Raw genomic sequence first — 19,266 nt, forward strand, 5'->3', positions numbered from 1 at the left:
TCATCGTTTCAGTCCCAGTGATCAGCTTCTACAGTCAGACTCCATGACAAAAGAATCGTTCACTGTTCTTGGTACTTATTCGGCCTTTCCTTAGAAGATGGGGCGATGTGCCGTCGGTTGTTAGTTGCTTTTCTACGGCAGGTTTACTCGGTCACCGGCCATAGTGCTTCTGATACTGCATACGTCAGCAGTGGATTGATTTGAGGCGGTCAGGAAGGTGCGATTCCGCAAGCAGTTTGCATGAATCGCGTCTGCGTTACATCCCGTGACGCGTCAGTCGTCAGTGCTCCCTTCGCGGCAGAAATCAAGTTCGGCGGCTTCGATTGATTTTTCGTTGATCAGGCGCGACATGAGGGCCACGGCGATCGCGCGGGTGCGGCTGTTGAACTGCGCTGCGCCGCTGGCGAGCGAGGGCATCTCGATGACGCCGAGCTTTCCGTAGAGTTGTTGTAGCCGCCCCTGTACGCTACGTAGCGAGATGTTCCTGCGTTCGGCGATGGCCTGGTCGGTAAGGCCGATGGTGATGTCGAGCAGGACCTCGTATTCGGACTCGGTCAGACCGTCCGAACGGCCCTGGCTGCGCTGCTGCACCCCGCGAATTTCCCGGTCGACGACGTTCTGGCCCTCCAGAAAAACACAGCGGATCGACCGCCTCAGTCGCTCCTTCGATGATGTCTTCAGGATGTAGCCGTAGGTTGCGCACGCCGGGACAATTTTGGTGATCCCGCGAACGTAGGCTTCGTCGTCATAGTTCGACCAGAAGACGATGGGGACGTCCGGCTGTGCGGCCCAGATGGCACGCGCGGCCTGGACGCCGGTCTTCTTCGGCATCTGCAGATCCATGACGATGCCCTTCGGCGTGTATTCGCGAACGAGCCGGATGGCTTCTTCGCCGTCCGCAGCCTCGATCAACTGGGTGCATTCGAGTTCGGAGTTGATCACGACCTCACGCAGGAAGTTGCGATGCAGGATGTCGTCTTCGACGATCAGGTAGGTACTCATCGGGATGTGTCCAAAGCAACCGTGGGACGGTTGGCCATGCTTTCTGGCAGTGCGATTTCAAGACGGGTGCCCCCGCCGTCCGGGGACGGCGTTGCCGAAAAGGTCGCGCCGATCAACGAAGCCCGCGTCTGCATGTTGCTGAGGCCGCCGCGGCGAAGGCTCGAGGCCTTGGGGAGTCCGCTGCCGTTGTCGGTCACCATGATTCGGATGGTTGCCCCGGAACGCTTGATTTCGACGTCAATGCGCGAGGCATTTGCGTGGCGGGCGGTATTGTTGATGGCTTCCTGAACGATACGGTAGAGGGATACGAGCGTGTTGCTTGGCAAGTCCTCGATGCCGGAATTGCCGTCGTCGACCAGCCGGTAGTCGAGCAGCGATGATTCGGCGCGGACGCTACGTTCGAGCAGTGCCTCGACGGCTTGGCCGAAGCCGAAGAATTGCAGCACGGAGGGTTTTGCGTTGTCGATGATCACGCGCAATTCGCGTACGCAATGTTCGACTTCCTCGAGAATCGGCTGCAGATCCACGCCGCGGATGCTCTCACGCGGCAGGAGACGTTTGAGGCTGCGGGAAATCCGGGTCAAGTCGGCGAGCGTCTGGTCGTGAAGATCCATGCCGATGGCCTGGCGTGCGTTTTCCAGTTCTTCCGTCAGGTGCAATGCGCCAATCCGTAACCCTTCGGCGCGCGCTTCGGCTTCCATCTGCTGCAGTTCACGCTGGCGCGCCAGTTCGCTTTGCTGCAGTGAAAAAAGGTAGGAGGACAGGATGTCCGCAACAACCTTGGCTGCCTCGACCTCGCCGTCGGTGTAGGTGCCGATTTCCTGTGTCGAGAACGATAGCGAGCCGATGACGCGACCTTCAACCTTGAGCGGGACATGCAGGCGGCTGTGCAAGCCGGCAGAGAAGATCGGTTGGGAAAAGGCTCCGGCGAAATGAAAGCGCGGGTCCGTCTGCGCGTCGGCCGTCACGATATGGTCGACCAGCCCGCGCAACAGGTCACGGATCGGACTTTCGACAACCGGCTTGAAGGCGCTGGTGCCGGCGTCCCATTCGGTGTGGAGCCCGGTCTCGTAGGCTGCCACTTGCAGGCGGTCGTAACTGAGGACGGCAACATCCAGGTGATCGTGGGGCAGCAGCCCGATGATCTCGTTGGATACCGCACGGATCACCGCGCGAAAATCGAGCTGGCCGGCGATCGCGCGCTGGATGGAGAGGACCTTGGTCAGGTCGACGGGTGACGTGGTGTTCGGCATGGCAGGCTTTTTTTACGCAGTATCAATATTCAGTGTGCCATGCGCCAGCGGAGAATCCGGCATTTTTTTGCGGGTTCCCGCAAAAAATCTTCGCGCATGACGCTTAATCCGCGATTGCCCATCGTGTGATAGTTTCGGCGTCGAGCGGAAAAAACAACAATACGTGGCGGGGGAGCGAACGTCGCACAATTGCGCCGACACTGTCTGGACGGGAAAGGGTCGCCATGCAGGAAGGCCTGAGCCTGTCCCCAAATTGATTCATGGCGTTCTTTTTCTGGAGGCAACGATGAAGAAAAAGCTGTTTCGTAATCTGCTGGGTACCTTGGCGAGTTGTGCGATTGTTTCCGTCGGCTTATCGGCGGGAGTGGCTTCAGCGGAGAGCAAGAGTCTTGTCTATATCACGCCGTCGCTGAACGTGTCGTTCTGGCGCTACGTGGCAAGTGGTGTCGAGGCGAATGCCAAGGCAGCCGGCTACACGCTGACGACCCTGGATTCAAACAACGACGGCGGCACTCAACTCAAGAATGCCCAGGATGCGTTGGCGAAGGGGGCGGCTGGTATCGTCATTTCGCCGACGGACAGCTCGACCGCGCCGAGCGTGCTCGAACTGGCGGAGAAGGCGGGTGTGCCGGTAGTCATCTGCGATATCGGTACCACGCGCGGTAACTATGTCAGTTTCGTCGCCTCCGACAACCTCGCCGGCGCGCGCGCTATCGGTGATGCCGCCGGGGCTGCGCTCAAGGCCAAGGGCTGGACGAAGGGCTCGTACGGGATCATCGCCATCCCGCAGTCCCGCAAGAACGGCCAGTTGCGTACGCAAGGATTCCGTGAAGCGATGAAGGCGGTCGGCGTGACCAAGGAAGTGCCGATGCAGCAGATGAAGACCTTTACGGCGGATGAATCCTTCCGCTTCGCACAGGACATGCTCACAGCCAACCCGGCTCTGCGCCTGATTTTTGTCCAGTCGGACCAGCAGGCCATCGGTGTGGCGCGGGCGGTAAAAGCGGCGCGGCGCCAAGGAGATGTGTTGGTGGCTGCGTTCGATGGCACCCCTGAATTGTTGCAGGCCATCAAGGACGGCACCATCGTCGGTTCCGGGATGCAGCAACCGTATCTGATGGGGGCAACGGCCGCCAAACTGCTCACCGACAAACTGGCCGGAGGGACGCCGCCGAAGGAGCAAATGGTCGAGATCATGGCCGTGACCAAGGAAACGGCCGAGACCAAGGCCGACCAGATCAAGCTCAACGTTTTTGCCAACAACCCCTGATACGCCACTGCCGGGAGCGGGAGTCATTTCGTCACCCCTCCCGGCCAGCCGCGCCATGCTGACCACACAAGGAATCATCAAACGCTTCGGTGCCGTGACCGTCCTCGATGGCATCGATTTCGAATTGCAGTCCGGTGAAGTTCACGCCCTGTTCGGGGCCAACGGTGCCGGGAAATCCACTCTCTCCAAGCTGATCGCCGGTCATCTGCAGCCAAATGGCGGCCAGATCATGCTGAATGGCCGCGTCTGCGATTTCCGCTCGCCACGCGAGGCGTTGGAAGCCGGGGTGGCGATGGTCATGCAGGAAACCAGCCTCGCCCCTGATTTGCCTGTTTTCGAGAACGTCTTTCTGCCTCTCTATGGCAGCAAGGGGCGTGCAAAATTTGCCGAATTGCGGCAGAAGACCTCGGAAATCCTGGCGCAGTTGGGCGTCGACGACGAGATCGATCCACAGGATCGCACTGGCGATCTTTCGGCGGCCCATCGGCAACTGGTAGAAATCGCCCGGGCCTTGGCGCTGGATGCAAAGGTGATCATCTTTGATGAGCCGACCACCTCGCTGAGTCCGTCAGAAACCTCCAAACTCTTTGCTGTCATGGGCCGTCTCCGCACGGAAGGGCGGGCGATGATCTTTGTCTCGCACCGGCTGGAGGAGTTGTTCACGATCACCGATCGGGTTACGGTATTGCGGGATGGCGGGGTCGCGGCGCAGGGGGCGCGGACGGCTGACCTTTCGCAGGCCGAGTTGATCCGGTTGATGATCGGTCGCGATGTCGAGTCCGTTCAGCGCGATTCGGTCGGCGAAAACTCGGACAAGGGCGATGCCGTCCTCGACGTGATCAATCTGCAGGCCGGGCCGCTGGTGCGGGATGTCAGCTTCACGCTGCACCAAGGAGAAATTCTCGGGCTCGGCGGTCTGGTCGGCGCGGGCCGCTCCGAAACGCTGGAAGCGATTTTCGGCCTGCGCGCCATCCAGCATGGGGAGATCCATTTCCACGGCAAGCCGTTCCGGGCCAAATACCCGCTGGATGCGATTCGTGCTGGCTTGGGTTACCTCGCCGAGGATCGGCGGGCGCAGAGCATTCTGCCGGATTTGTCGGTGCGCGAGAATTTGCTGGTGGCCGCCTTGTCGGCGCAGCGTTCGTCGTGGATCCGCTATGAGAGTTTTCGCGAGCGTGCCGCGCAGCTGGCGATCAAGCTGGATCTGCCGCCGCATCGCCTCGACGACGAGAGCATGTTCAGCTTTTCCGGAGGCATGCAGCAGAAGGTCCTGCTGATGCGCTGGCTTTTGCTCGAGCCGGACGTGCTGTTGCTCGACGAGCCGACGAAGGGGATCGATATCGGCGCGCGTACCGCCATCTACAAATTGTTGCGCGCAGTCGCCGCCGAGGGCGTGTCCGTACTTGTCGTTTCGTCGGATTTCCAGGAACTGATCGATCTGTGCGACCGCGTCGTGCCGATCAGCGATGGCTGCTCCATCGGCGCGGTTCCCGCCGCCATGCTCGACGAGCAGAAATTGCTGATGCTGGCGGCGCCGCGCAGCTCGATGGCGGACCAGCGGGCGTGGATCGATCGCATGGCCTCTACTTACGGTGCTGCGGTGTTCTGGGCGATCGTCGATGCCGAGTCCCTGATCTGTCTAGCGGCATCGCCGGATTCTGCGGCGACGCTCGGGTTTTCCTCCGGCGCGGTGAGCCGTATTGCCCAGACGAGGGTGCCCCAAGCGCTCGCTCAGGCGGCAAATCGCGGTGTCGTCGCCGAGGCGGACGGTACGACAACCCTGTTGCTCGGGGTTGGCAATGCGCGCGGGCACGATCTGGGCGTTATCGGGCTGACATTCCAATCCGACTTTTCGCCAGATCAAGTTGCCAGATTGCGCGAGGCAATTGCCGGGGACATCGCTCGCCAGGACAACGAAAACATTGTGCTGACCCTTTGATATGAGTTTTTGATACGAATTTTCTCTATGCCTTCAACGAAATCGACATCATTGCTTGCCCGTCTTTCTCGCTCGATCGAGTTCCGCATGCTGGGGCTGGCTCTTGTCCTCGGGCTGATCCTGTCGTTGGCCTCCGAGTATTTCCTGACGACAAACAACCTGCTCAATCTGCTCGATCAGTCGGTGGTCATCGGCGTCGTCGCCGTGGGGATGACGTTCGTGATCCTCACAGGAGGCATCGATCTCTCCGTTGGATCGGTCGCCGGATTCACCGGCATCATTCTCGGTCTGGCCATGCGCGAGATGCCGATTCCGGTCGCCCTGTTCGTGGCTGTCGTCTCTGGCGCGTTGATCGGTCTCATGGCTGGCGTGCTGGTCGCCGTGTTTGGCCTGGCGCCATTCGTGGTAACGCTGGGGATGATGGCGATCTGTCGCAGTCTGGCGTATGTCGTATCAGGACAGCAGTCGATCTCCGATGTGCCCGAGTCGCTCGGTCGTCTGGTTGATAGCAGCACGCTTGGTGTGCCGATGAACGTCGTCATTCTGATTGCCTGTTATGCCATCGCGTGGGTCTATCTAACCTGGGCGAAAGGCGGGCGCACGATCTATGCGATCGGTTCGAACATCGAAGCCGCGCGCATTGCGGGTCTCGCCGCGACGCGCTACCGGATACTGGTTTATGTGATCTGTAGCGCCATGTCGACGCTGTCCGTGGCGTTGATTGCCGGTCAGTTGCTGTCCATCGATCCGCTGGCCGGCAACGGGATGGAGCTCGACGCGATTGCTGCCGTGGTCATCGGTGGCGCGAGCCTGTTCGGCGGCCGCGGTTCGGTGATCGGCACGCTGATGGGCGTTTTCATCATGGTGATGATCCGCAATGGCATGAATCTTCTGGGTATTTCGCCATTCTGGCAGGGCGCCGCGATCGGCGGCATCATCATCGGCGCTGTGCTGATCGAGCGGCTGATGGCGCGCCGGACGACCCGCTGATCAATCGGCCTTACAAGGGGAAAAGGGGAACCTTCCATGCTTACCGACAGTTTCGAAATCATCGACGAGCGTTTTCGCCGCCATGCCATGGGCAACGTGCATCTCGAAAAGCTCTTCACCGGGTGCCGATGGAGCGAAGGCCCTGCGTATCTGGCGGCCGGACGCTACGTGGTATGGTCGGATATCCCCAACAACCGGGTCATGCGCTGGGACGAAACGGATGGGTCGGTCTCCGTATTCCAGTTCCCATCGTTTCACGCCAACGGGCACACCGTTGATCGGGAAGGGCGCCTGATCGCCTGTGAGCACAGCGGGCGCTGCATTTCGCGCTATGAGCACGACGGTTCGCGCACGGTGCTTTGCGCTGGCGGGGATGGCTGGCGGTTCAATTCGCCGAACGACGTGGTGGTGAAGTCGGACGGGAGCATCTGGTTCACCGACCCCAGTTATGGCATCGATACCGCCTACGAGGGCTACCCCGCACCGCACGAGGTCGACGGTTGCCACGTCTGGCGCCTCGATCCGGCGTCGGGCGAGCTGCGAGCCGTCGCTACCGATTTTCAGATGCCCAACGGATTGGCTTTTTCTCCAGACGAAGGTTTGTTGTACATCGCCGATACGGGATACACACACTCTCCGACGGGGTGGCGACATATCCGTCGATTCTCCGTCGGTGCGGATGGATGCTCCTTAAGCGGCGGCGAGGTCTTCGCCGAATGCAGCGTCGATCTGTACGACGGCTTCCGCATCGATACCGACGGGAACCTCTGGGTTGGGGCCGGCGACGGCGTGCATTGCATCGCGCCGGATGGCTGCCTGATCGGGAAAATACGTGTTCCGGAGGTCGTGGCCAATGTCTGTTTTGGCGGTGTTCAGCGCAACCGTTTGTTCATCTGTGGAACGACGTCTCTGTACGCTATCTTCGTGAATGCGGCAGGCGCGTTGAGACCATCATTATAAGAAATGACGAAGAGATTTTATGTGTCTTTTGTTTGTTCTGTGTTATGCATAAAGAATTTCCTTGCGCTCTTTTTTTTTGAGCCTCTTTAGTCTGGGCAACTGGGTCAGAGCGGCCCGGTCAGGCACCTTGCCAAAGGTCGGACAAGGGCAGCGGCCGCCCACGGAGACGGAGATGGAATTGGCGCGGTTACGCAAAGAGTTGGCAGAAGTAAAGCTGGAGCGCGATCTGCTAAAAAAGTGCGCGGCGTATTTCGCGAAGGAGTCGCGGTGAAATACGCACGAATCGAGCAATTGCGACATCAGCACCCTGTGGCGGTCTTGTGCCGAGTATTGGACGTATCGGAGAGCGGCTAACGGACATCACCTACATTCCGACGGATGAGGGCTGGCTCTATCTGGCGGGCGTCAAGGATCTGTTCAGTGGCGAGCTGGTGGGCTACGCCATGTCAAAGCGCATGACCACGCCTCTGGTTATGCAAGCGTTGTTCCGGGCCGTTGCTGCCAAGCGACCAAAGGAAGGGCTGCTTCACCACTCGGATCGCGGCAGCCAGTATTGCGCTCATGCTTACCAGAAGCTGCTGCGGCAATTCGGCATGCAGACGTCCATGAGCCGTAAAGGGAACTGTTGGGACAACGCCCCGATGGAAAGCTTCTGGGGAACTCTGAAAACCGAACTGGTACATCACCGGCGTTTCTCCACCCGCGAACAGGCTCAGAGAGAAATCACCGAATACATTGAGATCTTCTATAACCGAATTCGCAAGCAGGCCCGTCTTGGCTATCTTTCTCCTGCTGCCTTTAACCAAAAATACTATGCAAAAAAGATAGCTGCTTAACCCGGTGGACTCTTCGGTTGACGACCTACGTCAGAGTTTTCCAGGATTATTCGTATGGAGAGTCATCCTCAGCGCACGTTCTTGCTGACGCCCGCCGACTCGAAGCTGGCCATCTCGTTCATGAAGGCCATCGCTGCGCGCAGCAGCGGGTAGGCCACCATCGCGCCGGTACCTTCACCGAGGCGCATGCCGATGTCGAGCAGCGGGTCGGCGTCGAGCGCGCGCAACTGCACGGCATGGCCGGCTTCCGCCGACTTGTGGCAGAAGACCACATAGTCGAGAACGTTCGGGTCGATGCGTGCGGCGGCGAGCAGGGCCGAGGTGGCGATCACGCCGTCGCCGAGGATCGTGACCCCGGCTTCCGCGGCGGCAAGATAGGCGCCGACCATCATCACGATCTCGAACCCGCCGAATTCGGTTAGCACGGTCATCACGTCGGCGTCGGCAGGCAACTGCGCGCGGTCGAGTGCCTTCTGCATCAGTGCGCGCTTGTGCGCCAGACCCGCGTCGTCGAGCCCGGTGCCGCGTCCGACACAGGTTTCGAGCGGTTCGCCGGTCAGCAGGTGGGTGATCAGCGAAGCCGAACCGGTGTTGCCGATCCCCTTTTCGCCCAGTCCGAGCACGTTGCAGCCCTTGGCCACCGCCTCTCGCACAAAGCCGGCGCCGCGCGCCAGCGCCGTTTCGCATTGCTCGCGCGTCATCGCCGGTTCGACGAGGTAGTTGCGCGTGCCGGTCGGTGAGATCTTGGCGTTGATCAGGCCCTCGCGCTCGCCGAATTCGTGCGCCACGCCGGCGTCGATGACCACCATCTCCATGCCGTGCAGGCGGGAGAAGACATTGGCACCGGCGCCGCCGCGCAGGTAGTTCTCCACCATCTGCCAGCTGACATCCTGCGGGTAGGCCGAAATGCCGGCCGTCGTCGCGCCGTGATCGCCGGCGAAGATCAGCATGTGCGGGTTGGTGAGGTTCGGCGAGAGCGTGTTCTGGATCCGCCCGACCTTCAGCGCGATCTTTTCGAGTTGTCCGAGCGAGCCGAGCGGCTTGGTCTTGTTGTCGATCTTGTGCTGGAGGGCGGCATCGAGGTCGCGGCTGGCGGGGCGAATGGTGAACTGGAGCGGCATGGTCGGGACGTCCGGACAAAGCGGCGATTATACGTTCCTGCCTCTTCTTTCTCGTCGTGGAAATCCGCAATCTGGCGAGGTGTTCCGGCTCTGTCGACGAACGAATTTTTTGGTAGAATCCGCCGCTAAATGCTGATCAGCAACTTTGATCGGCGTTTTTTTTGTTCATCTTCACGCAATTCAAAGAGATCGTTTCATGGAAATGCAGACCCTTCCCGCCGATCAGGCGACCGCCTTCCTCGACAGCGCCAGCTACGTCGAACCCACCATGAGCCTGGGAGAAAAGGCGATTCATATTGGTATCGACGCCATCGGGCGCGAGTTCATCCTCATCGCGTCGGCGCTGTCCGATGCTGTCCCGTGTTTCAAGCTCGGGTTCTACTGATCGTCATGCTGGCCGGCGTTTCTTGCGGATCGTCGGCCAGACACTAAGATAACGGGTACGGGCACCTCCTCTCGGTGCCGCATTGATCGTATCCGCAATGAACGTTTCCGGAGTTTCGAGCGCTGCAAGCAGTTACGCATCGACGAGTATTACGCCGAGGGCGCGCGGTTCGTCGGGCGGAAACCAGCAGCTGACGTCCGAAGAACAGGCGGTCGTCAGCAAACTCCAGGCGCGGGACCGCGAGGTCCGGCAGCATGAACTGGCGCACATCGCCGCGGGCAGCGGATTGGTGACTTCCGGCGCGAGTTTTACCTATCAAAAAGGTCCGGACGGGGTCAATTACGCGGTCGGCGGCGAAGTCCAGATTTCAACGTCCCCGGGACGGACACCCGACGAAACCATCCAGCGGGCTCGCCAGATCCGTTCCGCTGCGCTGGCGCCGGCTGGTCCCTCGGGGCAGGACAGGGCGGTGGCCGCGCAGGCTACCCGGATGGAGCAAGAAGCCCGGATGGAGAAGGCACGGGAGATTCAGAGCGGGAATGAGGACAGTGGCGAATCGCGCAGTGCCGGTGCGATCCGCGCTTATACCGATGATCGTGAGAGCCGCTCCGTCGGCCTGGATGTGTACACGTGAATTTTCGATAGACCCGGATTGTCGATTCGCCCTTTTTCTTGTCTGTTTGTGACCGCAGGCGTGGGTGGTTACTGACGTGACGTGTTTCGCCTGCAGGCGAGGTACTTTTTCTTGTCTTGCCAAGAAAAAGCTACACGCGCGTCAGGGGCGGAACCCTGCGGTTCAGCGACCAACCACGCCAATGGTTACAAACAGCCAAAAACAATGGCGAATGGTCAATCCGGGATGAATCAGCACGTCCTCAGGCCCCCACGTTGCCATCTTCCCATCGCCCGAGGCGTACCGCCGTCATGCCGGGCAGCTGGTAGCGTTCGGGCGCGGGCATGACCAGTACGCAGTCGTTACACGGGGTTACTACCGGTGTGTCGCCGTCGTAGGCGATAACAGTTCCAGCGTGTGGGACGGTGTCCATCGAATCCCACTCGCGGGTGAAGCGGAAGTCCGGGTGGCGAATGGTCACGGCGTCGACGATGCGCACTGCCTTTGCCTCGGCAAATGGAGCGTCGGGACACAGGCCGGGACAGGCGCCGGTGACGTCGAGGAAGCGGCGGCTGGCGAGACGGGCCATCGTCACCGCCGCCGCGTCGAAGTGATAGCCGCACTCGACGAGCAAGGCCAGGCGCGGGTTGCCTTCGTCGCCGAAGCCGGCGTAATCACGCAGCCGCTTGCCGGCGCTGTGTCCCGCGTCGATTACGAGATACTCCGGCACGCCGAGCCGGCGAGCAAAGTCGAGCCCGCCCTTTGTCGCACCGCAGAGGCCGAGCGCCGGGCCGGGCGTATGCATCGAATGCAGGTCGAGCAGGAAATCCACCGTGTCGAAGAAGCCGCGCATTTCGCGGGCGCGCTTGAGTTCCCGCGACTGGCGTGGGCCGTCTAGCGTGGCTTCGTCCCAGACACGGTTCATGTCCTCGTCGACCCAGCGCGTCGCGTCGGGGTTGTTGCGGTCGAAGCGCGAAAAGGCGTCGACGTTGGCAAAACTCAGGCTGAGCGTGCCGGCGACCGGGCGCAGGCCCTCGTCCAGCAGGGCGGCGACGCCCCAGGCGCCGCAGATCTCGTTGCCGTGGGTCAATGCGTTGATGCAGACGTGCGGGCCGGGCCGGCCGCTGCGAAAGGTGTGCACATAGGCGAGGCCGTCCGTGCCGGTGCGGTAGGGCGTGATGTCGGGAATGTCGAGAAACATGGTGGCGGATCGTGGCATGACGTAGGCGAGGCAGTATAGAGGCGAGTGATCGGTCAGCGAGTCGAAATGGCAAAAATGCACCAGGAGCCGCGGGAAAAGTCCGGTGAGGTGTGACGAATGCCTCGTTTCATCGATGGGGATGCGCCTATAGTTGCAGCTCCTGATCCAAAAGAAGTGCCATGTCCCTGATCGCTTCTTCCGGCAAACGTCGCATCAAGCTGCAACGACTTCTGGTCGCGGCGCTTCTGCTCGTGCTGTTGCCCGCCGTTGCCGTTCAGGCCTGGTTTTCCTACCGGACGGCACGGGAGTCTGCCGCCAAGTTCCAGGAACAACTGGCCAGCGAAGTCAGCGCAAGGGTCTTTGACAAGGTTCTGCAGTTCTTCGAGGTTCCCCGCCTCGTCGTTCGCTATAACGTCGAGCAGTTCCGCGCCGGTGTGCTGGATGTCGGCCGGCCCGTTGAGATGCAGACCAATTTCCTGCTGCAATTGGGGCAGCAGCCGATGCTGACCTTCCTTTCGGTGGGCACCGCCAAAGGGGAGTATTTCGCCGCCAGTCGCCCGCCCGTGGGCGAAGAGCGGGAAAAACTGCGCCTGCTTCAGGCAACCGAGGCGGACGGTCGCGTCATGTCCATGTATCGGGTCGAGGCAGGAAAACGGCGAGGTCCGCTCATCTCGCGGGGGAACGCGAATTTCGACGCCCGGGAGCGCCCGTGGTTCAAGGCCGCCCTGGAGCGTAACGCGGTGGGCTGGTATCCGGTGTATCAGTACCGGATCGACGATGCGGCGGGTTACTACGATGCCATGGGGATCGGGATGGCGGCGCCGCTTCATGACGAAGAGGGCGCGTTCGCCGGGGTTCTGACGGCGGATGTTGCCCTGGTGCAACTCAGCACGCTGCTGGCAAACATCACTCGGGAACTCGGCGGGAAGGCGTTTCTCTTCGACGAAGGCGGTTACTTGCTCGCGACGTCGATGCTGGAGCGGATTTACGAGCGAAAGGGGGATGCAACGGTCCGCGTCAAGGCGATCGACAGCCAGAACCCGGTCATCCGTTCCGCCAGCAAGGTGATTGGCGAGATGGCCAAATCGCGCGGGCGAACGCTTCGGACAGTCAATGGTGAAAGCTATCTGCTCGACTGGTGGCAATACCCGTTGCCCGATGGCCCCACGATCACGATTGCCAACATGCTGCCGCAAAGCCAGTTCGACGAGCCATTGCGCAGCCTTCCGCTCAACGTTCTGCTCATCAGCGCGGCGCTGTTTCTCGCCTGCGTGGTTCTCAGCGTTTTCGTCAGCCGCTGGGTGGCCTGGCCGCTGGTGGAACTGGGAGACAGGGCAACACGATTGGGACATCACGAGTGGGACAACGCAGATCGTGTCCCCAGCCCGATCGAGGAAGTGGAGTCGCTGTCCAGCGCCTTGCACCTCATGGCGGACAGCGTCAGGGACCATGCCGACAATCTGAAGAAAGAGGTCGCCGCCCGCACGGCCGAGCTTGAACTCGCCAATGCCGAGTTGGCGAAACGCTCCAATACCGACGGGCTGACCGGCGTGGCGAACCGGCGCCATTTCGATGAAGTGCTGGCCCGGGAGGTCGCACGCGCCCGACGTCTCAAGGAGCCGGTCGCGCTGCTCATGCTCGACGTGGATCACTTCAAGAACTACAACGATCACTACGGCCACCTGGCCGGAGATCATTGCCTGATCCGGCTCGCCAATGAGCTCAGAGGAAATACGCGCCGCCCGAGCGATCTGGTCGCCCGCTACGGCGGCGAGGAATTCGCCATCATCGCCGCCCATAGCGACGCGCGGGAGGCCGTGGTCCTCGCCGAAATCCTGCGCCGGAAGATCGAGCAGATGGCGATAACGCACGCAGCTTCATCGACGGGCGTGGTGACGGCGAGTTTCGGTGTCGCCGTTCTCGTTCCGGATGAGCGCCACGGCGCGGCGCAATTGATTGCGATGGCCGACAAGGCGCTCTACCGGGCGAAGGAAAACGGGCGGAATCGGGTCGAACAGGGCTTTGCCTGAGAACGTGACGGTGTCTTTTTTTGTCTGATGAAGTTCATCCGGCCAGGATTTGTCAGTCCTTGCTCGTGATGCTCTCTTGTTGGTGCAGATGATGGATGAATTTCTGTACCGCAGGAGAGACCGGTTTTGATTTCTTCGTGATGATCCCCGGATTGACCATCAGGGTCGGGAGTTCCACGGGCAGTATCGTCACCATGCCGTACGCCTCGTAGTGTTCGGCGACGTCGCGGGGGACGACGGAAATCATGTCCGATTCCCCGATCATGGCGGTCGTCGCGAGGATTGACGCGGTTTCCAGAATATCCAGTTCCGACGTCATTCTCGCCTGCATCAGGATGTTTTCGATCCGCAAACGAATCGGGCTGCCGACGGGGTGCAGGATCCAGGTCAGGCCGAAAAGATCCGACAAGACTACCTTTGGCTTTTTTGTCAGTTGATGACCTGGCCGGGCAATCACGCTCATGTGTTCGCCGGCTTCCAGAAAGACGATCTCCAGATCCTGGCTGTGAAACTGGTCGGGGATGCGGCACAGGACCAGATCAAGGTCGCCCTGGAGCAATGAGGGCAGCAGGGTGTCGCTGGTGCCCACGTCAAGAGATATCCGTACGCGCGGGTTTTCGGCCTTGAAGGCGAGCAGGCTTTTCGTCAGGAGTTTGGGGACGGGTTCGATGACACTGCCGATGCGGACGAATCCGGTCGCTCCTTTCGACAATTCGGTGATTTCGGCTTCTGCGTGCTCGAAGTCGTGGATGACGCTTTTTGCATACCGTATCATGACTTCGCCATAAATGGTCGGCACCATCCCGCGTGGCAGGCGCTGGAAAAGTTTGACATTCAGCTTCTCTTCCAGTTGCTGCAGCAGGTGGCTCGCCGCAGGCTGTGTCATGTGCATCGAGTTCGCCGCGCGCCCCAGATTCCCGAATTCGCTTATCTCGTTCAGAAGCAGGATTTGCCTGATCGAGGTCTTCAGGATGGCTCTCGTTCCGCTCGACCGCGCGCCGGAATCGGCGCTGGAACCGTCTCGCATGATCATATGAAATTTGTTATGGATGTATAGATAAAAACCATTATACGTGCATCTATTTGCCCCATAAGATTGCATGCAAATGTTCGAGGGAAAAAACAATAGTGGTGTAAAGGATCGGCCTTGAGGTGTGCTTGGGTCGAGCTCGGGACGGCCGAATTGTCGATTCTCCATGTGCTTGAAATTCAAACAGAAGGGGTGTCTGGAGACTCAATACAAGGTGGTTATTCCCACATTCATTCGGCCGGCTGCGCTCAGGATGCTGGAGCCGCATTGCGAAATCAGGCACTGGGATGAAAAGAATGCAATCCCCGAAGAGACGCTGTTTGATTGGCTTCAGGATGCAGAAGGTCTTTTCATGACCGGGCACGGTATCAAGGTCAATTCAGAACTGCTTTCGCATGCGCCGAACTTGCGCGTGATCGCCCAGGCCGCGGCCGGATTCGACAACACGGATGTGGCGGCGTGTACGAGAAGCGGGGTGCCCTTCAGCAACACCCCCGGCGTAGTGGTTGAATCGACCGCGGATATCGCCTTCGGGATCCTGCTGTCCGCCGCACGACGGATTCATGAGGGATGGAACTGGGTGCGTTCCGGGAATTGGGAGCGGGCGGAACTGCCGTTTGGCGTGGCGCTGTATGGAAAAACGCTGGGAATCGTCGGGTTGGGCAGGATCGGTGCCGCCGTCGCCAAACGCGCCCAGGCCAGCGGGATGAAGGTGATTTACAGCGACTGCGTGCGTCGCAAGGACGAGGCTGAGCTGAATGTGACGTACGCGGAGTTCGACGATCTGCTGGCTTCGGCTGATTTTGTTCTGGTGATGGCGCCGCTGACGCCCGAAAACAGGGGAATGTTCGGGGCGGCGCAGTTTGCCAGGATGAAACCCACCGCGTATTTCGTCAATTCCGCCCGTGGCGAGTTGGTCGATACCAATGCCCTTTGCGATGCGCTCCAGCACGGAAAGATCGCGTATGCCGCGCTCGATGTCGTCGATCCCGAGCCTCTGCCGGCCAGTCACCCCCTGCTAAGCCTCCCCAATCTGTTGATTACCCCCCACATCGGCACGGCGAACAACGAAACGCGTGACGCGATGGCGTGTCTGGCGGCCGAAAACCTGCTCGCGGGGCTGGCCAGGAAGCCGCTGCCCACTTGTGTCAACCCGGAGGTGAATTATCGGTGATCGGGAGTGAGGGAAGTGCTGATGTATTGAAGATTCGTCATTCCGGCGAAGGCCGGAATCCAGAAAACTCAACGAACTGGACCCCGGCCTTCGCGGGGGGACGAATGTTTCGGTGTTTCCTGCGGTTTTTCACCCTAGCCGATCAAGCGTTTTGCAGTGGAGTTTTACCAGTCGTTCAACAACGAGGAGAGTCAAGATGAAAAGATTCACGCTACTGATGTCGGCCGCCGTGTTCGCAACCGCCAACCTGGCTTTTGCGGCGGATGCGCCCAAGAAGAAAGTGGATTTCCCGAAGAAGACGGTCGTGATCACGGTGCCTGTGTCTGCGGGCGGCGGGACCGATCTGCTGACGAGAGCGATGGCCGGCCCGCTGAAGGAAAAGCTGGGCCAGACCGTCATCGTGACCAACAAGACCGGAGCGGGGGGCGCCATCGGTTTTGCCGCCGGGTCGTCGGAGAAGCCGGACGGCTACAACGTGACCGCCCTGGTCGCCGAACTGCTCACCGTGCCTCAGGTATCGAAGGTGAATTTCACCTACAAGAGCTTTGAACCGATCTGTAACGTGAATTCGTCCTACGGCACGATTACCGTTCGTGCCGACGCGCCCTACAACACGTTGCAGGAATTCATCGCCTATGCCAAGGCGCATCCGGGTGAAGTCAAGGTCGGCAACAGCGGTGTCGGCGGAATCTGGCACTTCGTCGCGGCCGCGTTTGCCTCCGAAGCCGGCATCCAGTTCAACCACATTCCGTTCGAAGGCGGCGGTTCGGCGGTGGTTGCGCTGGCCGGTGGTCACGTCGACGCGGTTCCGGTGACACCGCAGGAAGTCGAAGTCCAGGTGAAAGCGGGAAAGGCGAAGATCCTGGCAGTTCTGGCGCCGAAGCGTCTGGCTGAAATTCCTGATGTCCCGACGGCAGAAGAATTGGGGCTCAAGGATCTGGTGTTCACCATCTGGAGAGGATTCGGCGTTCCGAAGGGCACGCCGAAAGAGGTTGTCACGATCCTGCGGGATGGCTTCAAGGCCGTTCTGGACGACCCGACAGTCACCGAGTTCATGGCGACCAAGCATTTCGCCAAGGACTTCAGGGATTCACAGGACTTCTACGCCATGATGGAGCGGGAAGAAGCAGCGTATTCGAAGCAGGCCACCAAGCTGGGTCTGAAGAAGTAGCAAAAGGGTTGTCGCTGTACGGACATCGGGGGGAGTCCCCGATGTCCGTTTGCTTATAGGGGGTGCTGTGAAAAAGATGAATTTTGGGGTCGCGATCTTCTTTATCGCCTTGTCTTGTTATGTGCTCTATTCAGCCCAGTCGTTTCCCGGGCAGATCGACAACGTGCCGGGGCCCGGTTATTTCCCGACGATTCTGTCGTGCGTGCTCATCGCCCTCTCGCTGATCCTGATCATGACCTCGCGTGAGGCGAGCGACGCCCCTCTGGGCATTTTCTCCAGGGCAAACAGCATCGTGTTTGTCGCCGCAGGCGTCACCCTGGCCTATCTCGGCGGGTTGCTGGTCTTTGGGTTCCTGATTGCCACGCCGCTCTACCTGGTGGCTATTCTCCGCTACTTCAAAATGACCAGGTGGAGGTCGCTCATCCTGACCTCCGGCGTCACGACGGCAGCGAGCTACGCCATTTTTACGACCATTCTGGAAGTTCAACTGCCTTCGGGCATGTTCTGAGGAGATACGACCATGATGATGGATGTATTGAGCAATATCATGTCGTGGCAGATACTCCTGGCCATCTTTTGTGGAGTTGCCGCCGGTATCTCCATCGGGGCCATGCCCGGACTGACGTCGACCATGGGCATCGCCCTGCTCATGCCTTTTACCTTCCAGCTTGAACCCGCCGTCGGCATGATGTTGCTGATCGGCGAGTTTGTCGGCGCGATCTACGGCGGTTCGATCACCGCCATCATGATCAACACGCCCGGAACGCCGTCTGCCGCGGCGACCGTTCTCGATGGCTACCAGTTCACGAAGCGCGGAGAGGCCTGTCGAGCCTTGGGAGTTTCGACGGTCGCATCAGCGGGCGGCGGGATCATCAGTGGCATCTTCCTGATCCTCATTGCGCCGCAGCTGGCGGAAATTGCGTTGAAGTTCAGCGCGCCGGAAACCTTCGCCCTCGCGCTCTTCGGCATCAGCATCATTGCCAGCATCAGCGGGAAAAACCTCCTGAAAGGGCTGATGAGCGGGGTGCTCGGACTGATTCTGGCACTCATCGGGATGGACAACATTTCGGGGCTCTCCCGGTTTACGTTCGATACCATCTTTCTGATGAACGGCTTGTCGTTCATTCCGGTGATGGTTGGCCTGTTCGCCATGAGCCAGTGCTTCCTGTCCATGGAAGAGCTGTATCACGAGGTCAAGGTCAGTGCAAAAATAACCAGCGCCATTCCCTCGGTCGCGGATCTGAAGAAGATACTGCCGACGATCCTGCGGGGCGGGGTTACCGGAACGATGATCGGAACGATCCCCGGCGCGGGCGGTGATATCAGCGCGTTTGTCTCCTACGATATGGAACGGCGCCTGTCCAAACATCCGGAGCGCTTCGGCACCGGGATCGTCGAAGGCATTGCCGCTCCCGAGGCGTCCAACAACGGGACGACCGGCGGTGCGCTTATCCCTCTGCTGACGTTGGGTATTCCCGGCGACGCCAATACCGCCGTGATCCTTGGCGCTCTGATGGTATTCAACCTGACGCCCGGCCCGCAGCTGTTCGTGGAGCAGGCTCTGGTCGTGAATACGCTCTTCGCCGGATTCATGATTGCCAACGTGGTGATGCTGGTCATGGGGCTTTCGGGGGTAAGAATCTTCTCGAAAATCGTTCAGATTCCCCGTCCGGTTCTTGTCCCGATCGTCATGCTGATGTGCGTCATCGGCTCGTTCGCGATCAACGGCAATTATCTGGATATCGTCGTCATGTTTGTGGCGGGCGTTTTCGGTTACCTGCTCATCAAGGGAGAGTTTCCGCTGTCGCCGATCGTGCTTGCGCTCATTCTCGGGCCGATGGCCGAGGGAAATTTGCGCCGGAGCCTGGTGATGAGTCACGGTGATTACTCGATCTTCCTCTCTCATCCGATTGCCGCGACATTCATTTTTGCCGCAGTGATTTCGCTCATCTGGCCGATCGCCAAGCATCTGTTGAGCAAGTACGGCGCGGTGTTGAAAGCGAAAGAGATGCAAAGCAAGTGATGTCGGTCGCAGGCTGTTCCCGGCGACCGCGCACCAGGGAAACGCTGAACTATTCGTCACCCCGGCGAAGGCCGGGGTCCAGTTCGTTGAATTTTATGGATTCCGGCTTTCGCCGGAATGACGAATCTTCACTAAATCAGCACGTCCCTGACTGACTGGAGTCATCCGGTTTCCCGCCGAACTGACAGCACTGCTCGGCCAGCGGCACGCCGAGCCAGGTCTTCAGGGCCTTGATGCGTCGCCAGAAGGCGGGCAGGGTGACCTGCCG

At 60.0% G+C, this 19,266-nt stretch carries 16 protein-coding genes and 1 pseudogene; 12 read left to right on the top strand and 5 right to left on the bottom strand.

Going from position 1 to position 19,266, the window contains the following annotated elements:
• Positions 1-273: 273 nt before the first annotated feature.
• Together BO74_RS15505 and BO74_RS15510 are read right to left on the bottom strand one after the other, a co-directional pair.
• Positions 274-1,002: a response regulator transcription factor gene (locus tag BO74_RS15505; protein ID WP_496443342.1), complete on the bottom strand. Its 729-nt coding sequence runs from the start codon at positions 1,000-1,002 to the stop codon at positions 274-276.
• Positions 999-2,255, bottom strand: coding sequence for a GAF domain-containing sensor histidine kinase (locus tag BO74_RS15510; protein ID WP_496443344.1), 1,257 nt, complete (start codon positions 2,253-2,255; stop codon positions 999-1,001). The genes BO74_RS15505 and BO74_RS15510 overlap by 4 nt, the downstream gene beginning before the upstream one ends.
• Before the next feature lie 286 nt (positions 2,256-2,541).
• On the opposite strand from BO74_RS15510, the gene BO74_RS15515 reads away from it, so the two are divergent.
• The 5 genes and pseudogenes from BO74_RS15515 to BO74_RS15535 form a co-directional block, all read left to right on the top strand.
• Positions 2,542-3,525, top strand: a complete 984-nt coding sequence (locus tag BO74_RS15515) for a substrate-binding domain-containing protein (protein ID WP_496443346.1) — start codon at positions 2,542-2,544, stop codon at positions 3,523-3,525.
• 55 nt (positions 3,526-3,580) lie between these two features.
• Entirely contained in the window at positions 3,581-5,464 is a 1,884-nt protein-coding gene (locus BO74_RS15520) for a sugar ABC transporter ATP-binding protein (protein ID WP_496443348.1), read from the top strand.
• Between the two features lie 27 nt (positions 5,465-5,491).
• A complete protein-coding gene (locus tag BO74_RS15525; RefSeq protein WP_496443350.1) occupies positions 5,492-6,454 on the top strand; it encodes an ABC transporter permease in 963 nt (320 codons plus the stop codon).
• Between the two features lie 36 nt (positions 6,455-6,490).
• Positions 6,491-7,414 (top strand): SMP-30/gluconolactonase/LRE family protein, encoded by a 924-nt coding sequence (locus BO74_RS15530; protein ID WP_496443352.1) that lies wholly within the window; start codon positions 6,491-6,493, stop codon positions 7,412-7,414.
• An 88-nt stretch (positions 7,415-7,502) separates the two neighbouring features.
• Positions 7,503-8,250: pseudogene (locus BO74_RS15535) on the top strand (IS3 family transposase); the annotation flags it as partial.
• A 68-nt stretch (positions 8,251-8,318) separates the two neighbouring features.
• Here the strand turns inward: BO74_RS15535 and cobT are convergent.
• A complete protein-coding gene (gene cobT, locus BO74_RS15540) occupies positions 8,319-9,371 on the bottom strand; it encodes a nicotinate-nucleotide--dimethylbenzimidazole phosphoribosyltransferase (RefSeq protein WP_496443354.1) in 1,053 nt (350 codons plus the stop codon).
• A 196-nt stretch (positions 9,372-9,567) separates the two neighbouring features.
• Here cobT and BO74_RS15545 point away from each other — a divergent pair, with 196 nt between their 5' ends.
• On the top strand, positions 9,568-9,756 hold the full coding sequence (locus BO74_RS15545) for a hypothetical protein (protein WP_496443356.1): 189 nt from the start codon (positions 9,568-9,570) through the stop codon (positions 9,754-9,756).
• Positions 9,757-9,838: 82 nt separating this feature from the next.
• Positions 9,839-10,390 carry a putative metalloprotease CJM1_0395 family protein gene (locus BO74_RS15550; RefSeq protein WP_496443358.1) on the top strand — a complete coding sequence of 184 codons (552 nt, stop codon included), beginning with the start codon at positions 9,839-9,841 and terminating at the stop codon, positions 10,388-10,390.
• 241 nt (positions 10,391-10,631) lie between these two features.
• On the opposite strand, the gene BO74_RS15555 is transcribed toward BO74_RS15550, so the two are convergent.
• On the bottom strand, positions 10,632-11,570 hold the full coding sequence (locus tag BO74_RS15555) for a M14 family metallopeptidase (protein WP_496443360.1): 939 nt from the start codon (positions 11,568-11,570) through the stop codon (positions 10,632-10,634).
• Positions 11,571-11,749: 179 nt separating this feature from the next.
• On the opposite strand from BO74_RS15555, the gene BO74_RS15560 reads away from it, so the two are divergent.
• A complete protein-coding gene (locus tag BO74_RS15560) occupies positions 11,750-13,600 on the top strand; it encodes a sensor domain-containing diguanylate cyclase (RefSeq protein WP_496443362.1) in 1,851 nt (616 codons plus the stop codon).
• 52 nt (positions 13,601-13,652) lie between these two features.
• On the opposite strand, the gene BO74_RS15565 is transcribed toward BO74_RS15560, so the two are convergent.
• Positions 13,653-14,813 (bottom strand): LysR family transcriptional regulator, encoded by a 1,161-nt coding sequence (locus BO74_RS15565; protein ID WP_496443364.1) that lies wholly within the window; start codon positions 14,811-14,813, stop codon positions 13,653-13,655.
• Here BO74_RS15565 and BO74_RS15570 point away from each other — a divergent pair.
• The 4 genes from BO74_RS15570 (at position 14,797) to BO74_RS15585 (ending at position 18,998) form a co-directional block, all read left to right on the top strand.
• On the top strand, positions 14,797-15,804 hold the full coding sequence (locus tag BO74_RS15570) for a 2-hydroxyacid dehydrogenase (RefSeq protein WP_496443366.1): 1,008 nt from the start codon (positions 14,797-14,799) through the stop codon (positions 15,802-15,804). The genes BO74_RS15565 and BO74_RS15570 overlap by 17 nt on opposite strands.
• A gap of 196 nt (positions 15,805-16,000) precedes the next feature.
• Positions 16,001-16,975 (top strand): Bug family tripartite tricarboxylate transporter substrate binding protein, encoded by a 975-nt coding sequence (locus BO74_RS15575; protein WP_496443368.1) that lies wholly within the window; start codon positions 16,001-16,003, stop codon positions 16,973-16,975.
• A gap of 76 nt (positions 16,976-17,051) precedes the next feature.
• The gene (locus BO74_RS15580; RefSeq protein ID WP_496443384.1) at positions 17,052-17,483 is read left to right on the top strand and encodes a tripartite tricarboxylate transporter TctB family protein; all 432 of its coding nucleotides are present in this window, start codon (positions 17,052-17,054) and stop codon (positions 17,481-17,483) included.
• A gap of 12 nt (positions 17,484-17,495) precedes the next feature.
• Positions 17,496-18,998, top strand: a complete 1,503-nt coding sequence (locus tag BO74_RS15585) for a tripartite tricarboxylate transporter permease (protein ID WP_496443370.1) — start codon at positions 17,496-17,498, stop codon at positions 18,996-18,998.
• The last annotated feature ends 268 nt before the right edge of the window (positions 18,999-19,266 follow it).

The sequence above is a fragment of the Propionivibrio pelophilus DSM 12018 genome (assembly GCF_059569095.1).